The organism is Pyxidicoccus sp. M6, from assembly GCF_055568925.1.
In genome coordinates, this window is sequence record NZ_CM145714.1 from 8,165,852 (window position 1) to 8,181,791 (window position 15,940).

The 15,940-nt window shown below is 70.5% G+C and carries 5 protein-coding genes; 1 reads left to right on the forward strand and 4 read right to left on the reverse strand.

Annotated features, from left to right (window positions below):
* Window position 1: 1 nt before the first annotated feature.
* On the reverse strand, window positions 2–4,789 hold the full coding sequence (locus ACVTJA_RS32055) for a type I polyketide synthase (RefSeq protein ID WP_465825346.1): 4,788 nt from the start codon (window positions 4,787–4,789) through the stop codon (window positions 2–4).
* Between the two features lie 79 nt (window positions 4,790–4,868).
* Window positions 4,869–12,203: an amino acid adenylation domain-containing protein gene (locus ACVTJA_RS32060; RefSeq protein ID WP_465825348.1), complete on the reverse strand. Its 7,335-nt coding sequence runs from the start codon at window positions 12,201–12,203 to the stop codon at window positions 4,869–4,871.
* 579 nt (window positions 12,204–12,782) lie between these two features.
* Here ACVTJA_RS32060 and ACVTJA_RS32065 point away from each other — a divergent pair.
* A complete protein-coding gene (locus ACVTJA_RS32065; protein ID WP_465825349.1) occupies window positions 12,783–13,250 on the forward strand; it encodes a hypothetical protein in 468 nt (155 codons plus the stop codon).
* Between the two features lie 268 nt (window positions 13,251–13,518).
* Here ACVTJA_RS32065 and ACVTJA_RS32070 read toward each other — a convergent pair whose 3' ends face one another.
* Both ACVTJA_RS32070 and ACVTJA_RS32075 read right to left on the reverse strand, forming a co-directional pair.
* Window positions 13,519–15,003, reverse strand: coding sequence for a formylglycine-generating enzyme family protein (locus tag ACVTJA_RS32070; RefSeq protein ID WP_465825350.1), 1,485 nt, complete (start codon window positions 15,001–15,003; stop codon window positions 13,519–13,521).
* Window position 15,004: 1 nt separating this feature from the next.
* Window positions 15,005–15,814 carry a DsbA family protein gene (locus ACVTJA_RS32075; protein WP_465825351.1) on the reverse strand — a complete coding sequence of 270 codons (810 nt, stop codon included), beginning with the start codon at window positions 15,812–15,814 and terminating at the stop codon, window positions 15,005–15,007.
* Window positions 15,815–15,940 lie beyond the last annotated feature (126 nt).

The following is a 15,940-nucleotide window of genomic DNA, read 5'->3' on the forward strand; positions in this document are numbered from 1 at the left end:
GCTACCGCGCCGCGGAGAGGCAGGCCTGGAGCTTCTCCGCGAGCACCTGGACATGGGGCTGTCGCAGCAGCGTGAGGTGCTCACCGGGAATGCGGTGCACGTCCACGCCGCCCGCCGCGAGCTGGCTCCATCCCTGCGTCGGGTCTCCTCCTCCGCGGCCCTTCAGCTCCGTGGCCTTGAACAGCGTCACCCGCGAGGGGTACGCGCGCGGCGAATAGTCGAGCGTCTGCTGGAGGTGGTGCTTGAAGAGGCGGAACATGGGCAGCATGGCGGGCTGACGGAGCGCGAGCAGGCGCGACTCCCTCGGCACGAAGTTGGCCATGGTCGAGCGCGCGAGGAAGGACTCCAGCCAGTCGAAGCCCGCTGGGTGGACGGGGGCGGCGGTCTCCTTGCCGTCGCGTGAGGCGGCGCGGAGATAGAGGTAGTCGTGCAGGTGCGGCCAGATGGAGCGTGCAATCCCCGTGGCCAGGAGCCGGGCCATGACGGCGGGAGAGGGCCGATGGCCGTTGACGGGCGCGGGCTCGTCCACGATGGCGAGCAGGCGGACCTCCTCGCCCATCCCGACGAGCTGCTGGGCCATCTCGAACACGACGAGGCCGCCGAAGGAGAAGCCTCCCAGGTGGTACGGGCCTCTCGGGGCGATGCTCCGGATGGCCTCGACGTAGCGCCGGGCCATGTCCTCGATGCTCCGGTCCGGCGGGGACAGTCCGTCCAGCCCGAGCGCCTGGAGCGCGTAGAAGGGCTGCTCGGGGCCGAGTGCGCGCGCGAGCCCGATGTATGGGAAGACCACGCCGGCCGCGGGATGGACGAAGAAGAGCGGCGGCTTCGTCCCGCCCGACTGGAGCGGCACCAGCACCGATGCATGGGACGACGCGGGCACCGGGCTTGTCGTCGCTGGAGTCGTGTCCGCGGGCTCCAGCGCGAGCGCGAGACGTTCGAGGGTGACGCCCCGGAACACGGCATGCGGAGGCACCTCCAGCCCGAGCACCTGCTGGACCCGGTCCGAGAGCCGCAGCATCAACAGCGAGTCCGCGCCGAGCTCGAAGAAGTCGTCGTGGCGTCCGATGGGGGCGACTCCGAAGAGCTCTTCGCAGATCGTCACGAGCCGGCGCTCCATCGCCGTGCGCGGTGGCACGTAGGGCGTGCGCAGGTCGGGACGTGGATGGCGTGCGGCGGCGTCATTCGTCACGAGCGCGGTGCCAGGGCCCTCGACGGCCGTGTGCGTGGCCGCGGATGCCGGGCGCCTTCCCAGGATGAGCCCGTGGTCCACCCGCGCGCGCGTCCGCGGCTCGCGGGGGAAGGCCTCCACACTCTCGAAGCGCGACTGCCGCAGAGCGTCCTCCCACCTCTCCAGCGTCAGGAGCGGTGAGTCCGTGCGCAGTCCATCCTCGTAGTACCAGAAGCCTTCCGCGAGGCCCCAGGTGAGGATGTCCCAGCGGCCGAAGCGGGTGGCCTCCACCAGCGCCAGCGTCCCTCCAGGCGCGAGCAGCCGCTCCACTTGCTGGAGAGCCTCGGGGACGTGGCGCACGGCGTGGAGGACGTTGAAGGCGACGACGAGGTCGAAGCCGTGCGGCTCGTATCCCTGGGCCGCGGGGTCCTTCGTGATGTCGAGCACGCCGAAGCGCATCAACCCATCGAGCCCCCGGCGCGCGGCCTCCCGGCGGGCGTCGTCGACGAAGACCTTCCCGAGGTCCGTGAAGTGGTACGTGACGCGACGGTCATCCGAGCGCTGGAGTTGCTTCAGCTCGGCGGCGAGCGGCCACGTCAGCAGGCCCTGCCCTCCTCCGAGCTCCAGGATGCGGAGCGGCCCGGGATGGGACTCGGCCAGCCGCAGCACGGCCTCGCGGACGAGCGCGAGGTAGACGGTGTCCGCGCGGTACGCGGCCGTGTCGCGCTCGAAGCGGTCGATGAGCTCGGAGCTGCCGCCGGGATAGAGCACGCCGATGGCCTCGCGCTGGCCGCTGAGCGCGACGGCGTAGTGGCGGGTGCAGTGCTCCAGGAACGCGAACAGACCGGTGAAGGTTGGGAAGCGACGCTCGAGGTCCGCGCGCAGCACGGCGGGCTCGGGCACGGTGCTTCCGTCCTTCAGGAAGACGAGCGATGTCCCCTCCGCGCGCACGAGGCCGTCCTCGGCCAGCATCCGGAGCATGGCCCGCAGCAGCCTTCGGAACCGGGGCTGGACTCCGAGTGCGCCCGCCAGCGCGTCCACCTCGTACCGAGCGCCCACGGACATGTCCACGCCCCCCGAGCGCAGATAGGCACAGACATGGGCGGTACACAGCGCATCGAGCCCGGCGACGAGGCCGGGGTGTGCCTCCAGGGGCGGAGGAGCCACCGTGCTCCGGAGCGTCGCTTCGACTTCGTCCAGCGAACGCGGTGGGGCAGCCGGGGCGCTCGCGGCGACGACTCGCGGAGGCTCCACCCAGCAGCTCCGCCGTTCGAAGGGGTAGGTCGGCAGCGGACGCCGGAGGCGGCGTTCTCCGACGTGCACCGCCGCCCAGTCGATGTCCACCCCCGAGGCCCAGACGCGCCCCAGCATCTGCGTGAGGGGCAGTCCCTCCCCTTCACGCAGGGGCGGTTCGCCCACCTGCAGCAGTTGGATGTTCGCCAGGCCCTCGTCGAACCGTGCCATCACATCCGCGGGGGGCTCGGGGTTTTCGCCGAGGTGCGCGAACAGCGAAGGCTCGGCGACGTCGTTCGCGGTCAGCCAGCCGCCCGCGATGATGGAGAAACACGGCAGCTCGGGCGCACTCCGCTGCATGCGGCGGACGCGTTCGAGCAGCGCGGGGGACACCCCCGTGGCCGGCGCGTCTTCGGGCCGGGACTGCGCGAGCCGTCCGCGCTCGCTCACAAGCTCGAGGGCGTCCTCCAGCGAGAGCACCCCGGAGAGACACAGGGCCACGTACTCTCCCATGCCCCGGCCCGTCACCCCCTTGGGACGCACGCCCCAGGACATCCAGAGCCGGGCGAGCGCGTACGCGTACACGAAGAGCATGGGCTGCGCGTACGCGTCCGCCGGTGCGCTCGCATCGAGCAGCACCGGGCGGAGGTCAAAACCACAGCGGGCGCGGAGCAACTCCACGCAGCGGTCGACGTGCTCGCGGAACACCGGCTCGAGCCCATACAGCTCCGCGGCCAGGCCTGGTGCGTGCACGGTCAGAGGTGAGAATGCGAAGACCACGGAGGGCTCTGCGCCGGCCTCGACGACTTCGAGCGTCCGTCGCCGGGAGCTCGGGGCCCGGAGGAGGGCCACGGCTTCCGCGGCCTCACGACACGTGATGGCGAGGCGATGGGAGAAGGCCCTCCGGCCCACCTGCAGCGTATACGCCGTGTCCGCGAACGCCGCCGCGTCGAGCCCGGGCTGTGCTTCGAGGTGGTCCGCGAGCCGCGAGGCCAGGGCGTCCAGCGCGGTGCGCGAGCGCGCCGAGAGGACGAGGAGCTGCCACGGCTTCGCGGGCACGTCCGAGCGCGAAGGTGGGGCCTCTTCGAGGACGGCATGCGCATTCGTGCCCCCGAAGCCGAAGGCGCTCACGCCCGCGCGCCGAGGCCCTCCCTCCCCCTTCCAGGGGCGCAGCGAGGCGTTGACGAAGAACGGGCTCCGTTCGAGCTGGAGGGCCGGATTCGGAGCGTGGAAGTGAAGGCTGGGAGGCAGCACTCCGTGCTCGACGGCGAGCGTGGCCTTCATCAACCCCGCCACCCCGGCCGCGGTGTTGAGGTGCCCGACGTTGCCCTTGAGCGAGCCGATGGCGCAGAAGCCGCGTTCCTCCGTGCCGTGACGGAAGGCCTGCGTGAGCGCGGCGATTTCGATGGAGTCCCCGAGCGGCGTGCCCGTCCCATGGGCCTCGATGTAGCCAATCGACCGCGCCTCGACGTTGGCCAGGGCCTGGGCCATGCCGATGACCTCGGCCTGCCCCGCGACGCCCGGTGCCGTGTACCCCGCCTTGTGCGCGCCATCGTTGTTGACGGCCGCGCCGAGGATGAGCGCGTGGATGTGGTCGCCATCGGCCAGCGCATCGGCGGCGCGCTTGAGGACGACGACTCCCACGCCGTCGCCCGGGACGGTGCCTCCCGCGGCGGCATCGAAGGCTCGGCAGTGCCCATCCGGGGAGCCGATGTGGCCTTCCTGGTAGGCATAACCGTGGTTCAGCGGGAAGGCGATGGACACGCCGCCCGCCAGGGCCATGTCGCACTGGAAGTTGAGCAGGGCCTGACACGCGAGCTGCACCGCGACGAGCGATGTCGAGCAGGCGCTCTGCACGGTGATGGCGGGGCCGCGCAGGTCGAGTTTGTAGGCGACGCGCGTCGTCAGGTAGTCCTTCTCGTTACCGAGCAGGGTCCCGAGCCCGTTCATCCCACCGGTCGCCTCCGGGACTCCGCGCAGGTGGTGGAGCAGGTACCCATCCGGCCCGCAGCCGGCATAGACGCCCATCATGCCGGGGTAGCGCGAGGGGTCATACCCGGCGCGCTCCAGTGCCTCCCACGCGCACTCCAGGAAGAGGCGGTGCTGCGGGTCCGTCAGCTCCGCCTCCCTCGGGCTCATCCCGAAGAACTCCGGCTCGAACTGGCCGACGTCCCGGAGGACGGCCCGCGCCCGCACGTAGCGCGGACTGGCCACCCGCGCCGGGTCCTCACCCGCGGCGATGAGCTCCTCGGGCGTGAAGCGGGTGATGGATTCCTTCCCCTCGCACAGGTTCTTCCAGAACGCCTCGATGCTCGAAGCGCCCGGGAAACGTCCGGACATTCCGACAATGGCCACGCCATCCGTCATGCCGGTGGACGCATCTTTCATGTTCAACCCTTCCACGATGCCAATGCGGGCCGCGTCGCTAGTCGCCTGTGGGCTCCGGCGCAATGCCCCTTGCGCGGACTCATCTCCCGCGCCGCGAAGCCATGGACTCCGCGGCCTGCCGGCGACGCTCGAGCACGTCGCGCTGCTTGCGGGCCCGCTCTTCCAATCCCGTCTGCTGCGGAGGCGCACGCACGGCCTGACCCAGGTACTCCGCCAGGGAGCGCACCGTCGGGTGACGGAAGAGGTCCACGGCGGCCACCTCGCGGCCGAAGGCCTGCTGGAGCCGGGCGCTCACCTGGGCCACGAGCATGGAGTGGCCTCCGAGGCTGAAGAAGTTGTCATGGATGCCGACGCGGTCCAGCCCGAGCGCCTCGCGCCAGATGGTGGCGATGCGCTGCTCGGCCTCGGAGTGCGGCGCCACGTGGGGTGGCCGGCTCCGCGCGGCCTCACCGCCGAGCAGCGCGACATCGGGCTGCCCGTCCGGAGTCCGTGGAATGCGCTCGACGCGCACGAGCCGGCACGTCACGGGCACGCCGAAGTCATCGCGCAGCGGAAGCGACTCGGGGAGCGCCGCGGCGCCGCCGGTAGCTGCCACCCACGCGGTGAGCCGGAGTGTGTCGGGAGCGGCGTCCCACCGTGAGCGCGCAATCGCCGCGTTCCGGCCGTCGAGCCCGACGAGCAGGTGGGGCTCGCTCCGGTGCAGGGCGACCAGGAGCGAGGTGAGCCCCGCCGAAGTGGAGATGGCCTGGAAGCCGCTGGCGAGGGCCGCCTCCCGCGTCGGGCTGTTCCGGTTCATGCCGATGGCATCCCAGAAGCTCCAGGACAGGCAGTACGCCCGGGTGTGCCCCTTGCGGCGCAGGTCATGAACGAAGTGCTCGGCGAGGCGGCTCGCGGCTGAATACGTGCCCGCGGAATGCCCGCCGAAGAAGCCGTTGACGGAGGAGAAGACGACGAAGAGCCGGTCCTTGCGGCCGTCGAGCAGGCCGTGCAGCGCCGTGACTCCAGCGCTCCGGGCGTGGAGCGTCGCGGAGAAGTCCGTGGGGCGCTCCTCCACGAGCCGGCGTTGTTCGAAGGTCCCCGCGAGGTGGAGCACGCCGGAGAGCTCGCGCCCCCAGAGCGCCTTCGCGCGCTCGACGATGTCCCGCAGCCTCGGAGCATCCGCGACGTCCGAGGACTCGTACCGCACCTGCCCGCCGACGCGGGCCGCGAGCTGCTCCAACTCCGAAAGGGCCTGGGACTGCTCATGCGCGAGCCGCTCGCGAGGCGTCCGGCTGATGAGGAGGAGCCGCGCCCGGTGCTGCCGGAGCAGGTGGCGCGAGAGCTCGACTCCGATACCCCCGAGCCCTCCCGCCAGCAGATAGGCCCCGCCATCCTCGAAGGGCGGCGATTGCTCCGGGACGAGGGCCGGGTCCACCCGCACGAGGCCAGCGATCTGGCGCTCACGATTGCGATACGCGACTTCCCTATCGCGAGAAGGGGCTGCGAGCTCGCGGGTGATGCACGCCGCGTCTTCACTGTCGTTGGTCGCGGACACGTCGACATGGCGGCAGTCGAGCCAGGGGAGCTCCCTCGACACGGTCCGCACGAGCGCGGGGAGCGGCGCCTTCGTCCAGTCTGGCGCGTCGTCAGGAGTGACAGCCTGGGCCCCGCTCGAGACGACGAGCAACCGGACCTGCTCGGGCTCCGCTGAAGCGAGCGCCTGGACCAGGAGCAGCAGGCTTCGCGCGCCGTCCGTCGAGGTGCACACCTCCTGCCCCGGTGCTCCGTGGGTCCAGAGGTGGATGGCCGCCGCGATGGGACCTGCCTCCTCGGAGGCCGCCGCGAGCACTCGCGAGTAGTGCTCGGGCACGGCGGGGTCGATGCGGAACCGCCGCGCATCGAGTCGGACGAAGCCGGCCCCGGGTTCGACGATGACACACGGGCGTCCTTCTTCCTGGAGCTGCCGTGCCACGCGCTCGCCCGGACCTCGCGGGCCGGAGAAGAGCAGGCAGGCTCCCTTCCGGAGCGCCACCCCGCGCGACTCCTTCCGCCTCCACTCCGGCCGGAAGAACCAGTCCGGGAGCGTTCGCTCATTTCCGAGCTGGAGGTCGACGGCCTCGATGGTGCTCCGGAAGCGCCCCGCCGTGAGCGCCTTCTGCAGGGCCACGCGCTGAATCTTCCCGCTCGTCGTCTTGGGGAACTCGTCGCGCGCAATCGGAATGACATACGTGGGGGCGACGCCCAGCCGCTTCGTCACGTGCTCGCGCACCGCTCCCGCGACGCGGGCAGAGGCTTCGATGGAGGACTCTCTCGGCACGAAGAAGAGGGCCAGGCCTTCGGTGCCGCCGTCGGTGTCCACCACGGCGCAGGCCGCCGCGAAGGTCGGCTCGACGCCGGGGACGCTCCCCACCACATCCTCGATTTCGTGGCAGTGGAAGTTGGCCCCACGGATGATGATGACCTCCTTCTCGCGACCGGTGACGGTGAGGCGCCCCTTCCAGAGGAAGCCCAGGTCCCCGGTGTTGAACCAGCCGTCCCCGACGAAGGCCTCCTGATTCGCGGACGGATTGTCGAGGTAGCCCGGCGTAATCACCCCACCCTTCAGTTGCAGCCGGCCGATGGCGCCCTCGGGCAGGAGCCGGTTCGAGGCGTCGGTGATGCGCAACTGCACGCCGGGCACCGGCGGACCGAGGTCGATGAAGGCGATGCTCCCGTCATCCCCGGCGGGGAGGAATTCCAGCGCTCCGCCGAGCGAGGCCTTGGCCACATGGTGCACGCCACTCTCGACGGAGAACGTGTTCTGGTAGGTGACCATGGTGCACGCCTCGGCCATGCCGAAGCCCGGCTGCATGACCTCCGAGGTGATGCCGAAGGGCGCGGTCACCTGGAGGAACTCGCGGACCGCTCCGAGCGTCACCTGCTCACCCGCGTTCATCAGGCGCCGCAGCGAGGAGAGGTCCCACCTGCGCCGTCCCGGAGTCCGGGCGATGGCGTCCGTGACGAGCCTGAGGCCGAAGTTCGGGGAGAAGGTGTGGGTGGCGCGGAAGCGCTCGATGAGGTCGAGCCACGCGAGCGGGTCCGCGAGAATCCGCTCGGTCTTCACGTGAATCTGCTCACAGCCGACGCAGACGTCCTTCAGGTGGCACGTGAGGATTGGCACCACGTGGTCGAAGGGAATCCAGTTGAGCGTCACGTCGTCCGGGCCATAGCCACAGAACCGAGAGACGGAGTGCGCGTGGAGGAGGATTCCCCGGTGCGTCTCCTGGATGACCTTGGGGACGCCGGTGCTGCCCGAGCTCAACTGGAAGAAGGCGAGGTCATCCGGGCGCAGGGCGGGACTCGGCGCCAGCGCGGGGTCTCCCCACAAATCTTCCACCGCGAGCACTCGCAGTCCTTCCATGGGAAGGAAGGCGCGCAGTCCCTCCAGCGGCGCGGCCAGTGAACGGCTCGTGAGGATGTGAGGACGGCCGAGGAGCGCCCACGTGCCCTGGAGCTTGGTCAGCACTCCGTTGGGGGCGTCGTATGACGGTGCGAGCGCCACCGTCACAGGCTGGATGCCGCCGAGGACGCAGGCCCAGAAGGTCGTCAGCAGCTCCTTCAGGGACTCCATGTGCAGGATGACCCTGTTGCCGGGCTTCAGGCCGGCGCGCGCCAGGCCCGTGAGCCGCGCGCGTGCATCGTTCAGCAGTGCCGTGTAGCTCTGGGACACGACGGTGCCATCGGACTGCACGTAGCGGACACCCTTCGTTCCCGAGGCCGCGCGGACCAGCGCGTCCACGAGCGTCTCCGGCGCATCCGGCGGAAGGACCAGCGGGCCTCCGTCACTGAGGGCCAGAGGCCGGGTGTTCGTGGTGGGGGCGCCAGCGGCTCTCGCGGGGGCATCGAGCTCAGGACCCACGCCCCGCTTCCCTCCCGGGAGAACACGCCACACGTGCAGGCGCGGAACCGGCTCGGGTGGCGACTGGACGAGCACCGCGACATCGCCCACTCCTGGAGTGGCGCGCAGCATCGCCTCGGTCTTCCTGACGAGCGCGCTGTCGGGCACCGGGATTCGGGAGAGTGCATCCTCGTCCACGTGCCCGCCGGGCCTGCGCGGAAGCGAGGACAGCGGCACGATGGCTCGCGGATGAAGCTCCGCGGGGAGCCGTCCCTCCAGTCGGCGAGCGAGCCACGCCGGAGTGAGTGGCTCCGTGGAGACGACGTAGGCCACTCGCTGCGGCGAAGAGGTATGGGCCGGTCGCATCCGCACGGCGCACTCCAGTACCGCGCTCTCCTCGCCGAGCGCTGCTTCGAGCACCGCGCAGCCGCGCCGAGCCTCCGGCGCGTCGAGCCATACGAGCTCCGCGAGAGGTACTTCCGGCTCCGCGACGACTCGTTCGAGAAGCGTGCGCAGCCTCCTCCCGAGCCGGGCGATGGTGGCCGCATCGAAGAGGTCCGTGGAGTAGAGCAACACCCCTTCGAGTCCCGCTCCTCCGGGATGCGTCCAGAGCTGAAGTGAAAGGTCGAAGGGCGCGGCATCCGCGTGGAGCTGCGCGAGGTCGATTTCGAGCGGGCCGCTGCTGACAGACGGCAGGCCCGGGTGGAGGCCGAACGCGACCTGGAACAGGGGGTTGTGGCTGGCGTCGCGCTCCGGCCGCAGCGCCTCCACGAGCTTCTCGAAGGGAAGCTCCGCGTGCGCATACGCCGCGAGCGCGCGCTCCCTCACGCGGTCCAGCACGTCACCGAAGCGCGGGGCCTCGCCCAGCCGCACCCGAAGGGCGAGCGTGTTCGCGAAGTGCCCCATCAACCCTCGGGTCTCACGTCGCTCGCGCCCGTCGACGGTGGTGCCAATCAACAGGTCCTCCTCGGCGCCCTCGGCGTGCAGCAGCACCGAGAATCCGGCGAGCAGGGTCATGAAGAGCGTGCTCCCCCGGGCCTGGCCCAGATTCTGGAGTGCACGCGTCGTGTCGGCCGGAAGCGACCAGGGCACCTGGGCGCCGCGGAAGCTCTGGACGCTGGGACGGGGGCGGTCCAGCGGAAGCATCATCCGCGTGGGTGCGCCCTCGAGCTCCCTCTTCCAGAAGGCGAGCTCCGCATCGAGCTTCGCTCCCTGCATCCACTGGCGCTGCCAGGCCGCGAAGTCGCCATGGCGGATGGGCAGCGGCGGCAGCGACGCCGGAGCCCCTTCGAGCAGGGAGCGGTAGAGCACCGCGAGCTCCCGCTGGAGGACCTCCATCGATGCGCCATCACAGATGATGTGATGGAAGACGAGAATCAGCGCGTGCTCGCGCGCGCCCAGCCGGACCAGCACCGCGCGGAGCAGAGGGCCACCCGCGAGCTGGAAGGCGCGCATCGCCTGCTCCGCCGAGAGCGCCGCGAGTCGTGAAGCGCGTTCTTCCTCCGGCAGAGTCGAGAGGTCGACGACGGGCAGCGGCACCGCGGCTTCGACTCGGACCTGCTGCACCGGGGCGGCGCCCTCCCCTTCCGGGAAGGTGGTCCGCAAGGCCTCGTGGCGTTGCACGAACGCTTCGAGACTTCGCTGGAGCACGGCGACGTCCAGCTCCCCGCGCAGGCGGAGCAGCGCCGGCAGGTTGTAGGCGGCGCCATCGGGGGCGAGCTGGTGGAGCAGCCACAACTGCTGCTGCACGAACGAGAGCGGGGCCGGCTCGTCGCCGTGGCGCCTCGGAATCACGCCCTCACGGTCCGCCGGATTCTTGTCGCCCACCACTTGCTCGGCCAGCGCGGCAATCGTGCGGTGCTCGAGGATATCCCGGCCCGACAGCGGGATTCCCTCCTCCCGCAGCCGGGTGCTCACCCTCGCCGCGGACAGCGAGTCACCGCCCAGCGCGAGGAACTCGTCGGCGACACCGACGCCGGAGACGTGAAGCACTTCGGACCAGATACGGGCCAGGGTCTGCTCCACCTGCGTGCGGGGCTGGAGCCATGGCGTGTCGAGCGCGGGCCGTTGGTCGCCGGGCTCCGGCAGCGCTCGGCGATCCACCTTTCCGCCAGGAAGCCGAGGCAGTGCCGCCAGCGCAACGAACGCGGCGGGAATCATGTACTCCGGGAGCCGCGCTTCGAGGAAACGTCGGAGCGATGTGACGGAGGGCGGCTGGGCTCCGGTGGGAACGACGTACGCAGTGAGCCGGCTTCCTCCGAAGGCATCGTCCCGAGGGACCACGACGGCTTCATGGACCTCCGGGTGTCCGGTGAGCACCGCCTCGATTTCGCCGGGCTCCACCCGGAAGCCCCGCACCTTCACCTGCGCGTCGATGCGGCCGAGGAACTCGAGAGCGCCATCCGCGCGCCGCCGGCCCCGGTCTCCCGTCCTGTAGAGGCGCTCGCCCCTGTTGAACGGGGCGGGGACGAAGCGCGAGGCCTCCAGTTCCGGGCGGTTGAGGTAGCCGCGCGCAAGTCCCACGCCGCCAATCGCGAGCTCGCCCTCGCAGCCATCCGCCACGACAGCGCCGGCCTCGTCGAGCACATGCACCACCACGCCCGGCAGTGGGTGACCGATGGGTGGCGCTTCCGTACCGTGGTCAGCACACTCGAACAGGGTGGCCGAGACGGTGGCCTCGGTCGGACCATACGTGTTGAAGAACCGGCAGCCCACACGCCAGCGCGCGACCAGCTCGCGCGGACATCGCTCTCCGCCGCAGACGACCACGCGGAGGTTGGGAAGGTCCCCGGCCGGCACGGTGGCGAGCACCGATGGAAGCAGCGCCACGTGGGTGATGGCGTGCCGGGACAACAGTTCCGCCAGCTCTTGTCCCGACGTGCGCGCATCCCCCGTCGCCATGTAGAGCGCGGCACCGCCAGCCAGCGCCATGCCCGCTTCGAAGAGTGACGCGTCGAAGGAGAGCGACGCGAACTGCAGCACCCTGTCTCCTGGACGAACGTCGAGCGCGGCGACGAGCGTCCTGGCGAGGTTGGAGAGGCCGTGGTGCTCCAGCAGCACGCCCTTGGGCAGTCCCGTCGAGCCCGAGGTGTGGAGGATGTAGGCCAGCGTGTCAGCGGAGCTCCGGCACTCCAGAGGCGCGGTGTCCTCCTCGCCGTCCTCCCCGTCCACGCAGAGCAGCGTCGCGGAGTGCAGCGGCAGTGAGGAGCGCAAGCTTTCACGGGTGACGATGACCTGGGGACGGACGTCATCGAGCAGGAAGCCCAGCCGCTGCTCCGGAAGCGTGGGCTCGAGCGGGACATACGCGCCCCCCGCCTTCCAGATGGCGAGCATTCCCACCAGGGCCTCGGGCGACCGGTCCAGGTAGAGCCCGACGCGAACCTCCGGGCCCACCCCCGCCGCCCGCAAGCGCCTCGCGAGCCGGGTGGCCTCACGGTCCAATGCCCCGTAGGTCAGGCCCCGGCCCTCATGCCATACGGCCAGGGCCTCCGGGGCTCTCGCCGCGTGGGCTTCGAAGAGGGTGTGGAGGAAAGGTGCAGCAGCGGGGAGCTCCGGCACGGGTGACCCTCTGCTTGTCAGTCGCGTTGTCATCACCGCTGCGGCCGTCACAGGCGCGGGCCCGCATCCATGCGGCCTTGCCGCAGCGCGCAGAGGCTCGCATCAGGAGCACAACCCTGTCGAGCGCCAGGTGCGAGGCCGAAGCAACCGGGCAGGTCGGCGCACCGGCCCTGGGGGAACCCGACCGGGCACCACCGCGCCGGAAACGAGAAGGGCCGGCTGCCCTGTGGCAACCGGCCAGAATCACTGCGAAATCCAACCGCTTCTCCGCCCGGCCCGGCTGACGCTGCCGGAGCGGATGCGCCCACACCGGCAGGGCGGATGGAGCCCGCGAGGTGGGCTCCGAGGAAGAGAGTCCGGGCCAGACGTCCGACGCCGGTACGAGCAGCGACTCCGGCACCGTGGATGCTGGCCTCCCGAGTGATGGAGGCGTTCCAGCCTGGTTGACGAGCGCCGCGGTCAATCGATGGGTTGAAATTCCCGGCACCAGCGGGGCTGGCGGCGCGCCGGTGGATGCCTACAGCGGCATGGCCATCAAGGACAGCACCAGCGAGCTCATCATCGCCGCCGCGGGCGGACATGGCGACAGTGCCGTATCCCTCGGCCTGGGACGTCAACACGAACGATGGGTTCAACCTCAACACCAACACGTGGGACGGCGAGGGTGTTCATCCACTGGCGACGGATGGGTACGGGTTCGTGCGCGACGGCGACGGCAACGTGTGGACCACTGCATTCGAGCGGTACGATCCGGTGGCGAAGAAGTGGACCAAGCCCATCACCACCCGCACGGCTGACCAGGTTCGTTTCCCGGGCGCGTACGACTCGAAGCGCCGGCAGATCTTCACCTTGCAGTGGGGTGACGGCCAGGGCGCGGGCACGGGACTTTCGGCATCGCGCGTTCCAGTCGATGGCCATTCGCAGCTGGCGGTGACCTTCACCAACAATGCGGCCCTGGAGCAGTTGAAGCCCGACGAGCCGATGTACGCAGCGATGGACTACGACCCGCTCAACGACGAGTTCCTGTTCTACGCGGGCGGGAGCTGAGCGGGGGCGAAGCTCACTCCGATTCCAGAGCGGATCTATGCGGTGACGCCGGTCGACTCAGGGCCGTGGACGCTTCGGCTCAAAGAGGTGACCGGCGCTCCTGCCGTATCGAGCTCGGCGGGAGTGCAAGGCCGCTTCCGCTACGTACCAGCCTTGAAGGGCTTCGTGTTGCTGCCGTCTTCGAAGACGAACTTCTGGTTCCTGCGAACGAAGTGACGCGCTCCAGGAGGCAACGCGGTTCCTCTCCGAGCTACACGCGGCCGCCCACTCAGCTCCCTTCCGCGACCAGCACCCTGACCGCGTGTCTCTCGGAAGGAGCGGCGGGTTGCCGGTGGGCGCAGGGCCGGACCTCCGCTCCGCCTGCGACCCGCGGGGGCTGTTCGTTCAGCCATTGGCTGGCAAGCCCGAAGAGCTCCACACAGCCCCAGGGTGACGGCGAGCCGCGAAAGCTGGCCTCGAACCCGTTTCCCCACGGGAAACGCCGTCCGTCTGGCCCCCGGGCAGCCCGCTCCCACTCGTCGGCGCTCGGCAGCCGAACGCGAGCTCCGCTCACGGCCGACAGCCGCTCGCACAGGGCCTCCGCGTCCGCGTGCGTGAAGGCGACGGGCACGTCCTCCTCCGGTGTCCGGAAGAGCGCTGTCGCCAGGAAGAACCCCTCCGTGGGTTGGACCCGGCGGATGGGATTGGGCGAGGGCAACTCCACATCATCGTCCCCGAGCCAGCACGGAGCCCGGCCCACCCAGCGCAGCGCGATGTCCGTGCCCGCGAGCACGAACCCCTCACCTGCGCTCCGCACTCCGGCCGGTAATGACTCCGGCGGGCCGTCGAGGTCGAGCGGCTCCGTCAGCGACGCGACGAACATCGCGAGGTGGTCGAGCCTGCGCGGGGGCCTTCCCTCCACGATGCTCCGCAAGTGGTACACGGAGAGCGCCCCTGCGCCCGCGCCCGAGGGAGGCTCCACCAGCGGCGTGCCCGCCAGGCGCGCCAGGACGGCCTTCTTCACTCCGCGCAGCATCGCCCGGTCCGTCGGCCCCGGTCCCAGACGGCTCGTCGTTGGCAGCTCGCAGCGATACACGAGCGGCGCGAGCTCCTTCACGTCGAAGCGTGCCGCGGCGAGCATCGCGGTGGCCCGCACCTCCCAGTCCGGGTCCACGAGCGCGGAGCGCAGCGCCGCCACCATGCCCGCATCCGCCCGCGAGAAGTCTCGCATCATCCACCGCAGCGTCTGGCGGCGGCCGTGCACCTCCAGCATCGACTCGAAGATGGCCGCCCCAGCTCCGAGCTCGCGAGCGTTCAGCGGAAGCACGGAGCGGACCACCTCTCCGGTGGCTTCCCGCACCGCGGGCTCCCGGTGGCGCAGCAGCGCGAGCACATCCTCGGAGAGCGACGGTTCCATCAGCATCCGCGCGATGCCCAGACCGAGCAGCACCCTCTGGAGCTCCACCGCCCGGAGCAGCTCCCGCGCGACTGCAACGGTCGCGACCGGCACGGCCTCGCTCAGCTTCGCCGCCCACTCCTCCGCGTCCGAGCCTCGGACTTCCACCCAGCGCAGCCCGGAGCGGGGCTCGAACGTGTAGTCGACCTCCGCGTCATCCAGCGTCCGCGACCAGCTCACGAAGACGGGCTCCGGCTGCCCGGCATTCATCCCCGCCCGGTCCGGCTCACGGACGAACTCCGCCGCGTGCAGAAAGGTGTCGAGGGCCTCCAGCGAGGCACCGGGCGCCAGGGGGATTCGCAGCGTCGGCGTGGACATCTCAGGCGGCCGCCAGCCTGCGGACCTCGGCGGCCAGCGCGGGGTAGCTCTCTCTTCCGAGGAAGAGCTTGCGGCCAATCACGAAGGCCGGCCGGATGAATGGAATAGCACAGGTCATCACCACGGCCCGGTCCTGATCGACCTTCTCGACGATGTCGGGCGCGGTCGCGCGCTCGAGGACCCGGTCCGGGTCCACCGGCAGTTCCCTCACCACCTCTCGCGTGATGCCCATCGCCACGTCGCCCTGCCAGCGATAGATGAGCTGGATGGCATCCCAGAACCGGTCGGGGGCCGCCTCGCGAAGTGCCTCGGCGAATCCCGCGGCGAATTCGCCTCCACGGCGATGACCGGTAGGGCCGTGAATCCAGCGGAAGCGCACCGCGCTCCGGGCATCTCCCAACGCATCCAGCAGTTCCTCTTCACCCATGGCCCACCTGCCATACACGAGGTCACCCACCTCGATGACTTCGACGGGGCCCTCGCCCAGCGCGGGCACCTCGTCGCGCAGGAGCAGGGGCGCGGGGAGCAGCACCGGTGCCTCCCGGCCCAACACCTTGCGCAGTCCATGGCGTGCGAGCGCGATGGTCGACCGCAGCCCATCCCCTCCCATGGAGAGCTGCCGCTCCAGGAGGGTGAGCGGATGGAAGGGCCGGTCTCCCTCCTCCCGCAGCAGCAATGCGCCGATTCCCTGCATCCACCGCTCGATGGCGCTCTCGGGCTCCTCACCGCTCGCCATGGCGCTGCTCAATGCCTCGTTCAGCTCAGCGACCTCCGGCTCCACACCGGGGCCCACGATCTCCGCGTCCAGCATGGAACGAAATCGCAAGGTCGCGAGCAGCGACGGCATATCGCGCACCTGCGCCAGCCCACTGAGGAAAACCCGCGGATGGCCAGCCATGTTCGGGGGCGTATAGAGGCGGGCGATCTGGTGCTCGAT

What these genes read in the sequence shown, in the direction of transcription:
- ACVTJA_RS32055 (WP_465825346.1), bottom strand. Translation starts at nt 4,789, where the DNA reads ATGAAAGATGCGTCCACCGGCATGACGGATGGCGTGGCCATTGTCGGA.
- ACVTJA_RS32065 (WP_465825349.1), top strand. Translation starts at nt 12,783, where the DNA reads ATGGCGACAGTGCCGTATCCCTCGGCCTGGGACGTCAACACGAACGAT.
- ACVTJA_RS32070 (WP_465825350.1), bottom strand. Translation starts at nt 15,003, where the DNA reads ATGTCCACGCCGACGCTGCGAATCCCCCTGGCGCCCGGTGCCTCGCTG.
- ACVTJA_RS32075 (WP_465825351.1), bottom strand. Translation starts at nt 15,814, where the DNA reads ATGCTGGACGCGGAGATCGTGGGCCCCGGTGTGGAGCCGGAGGTCGCT.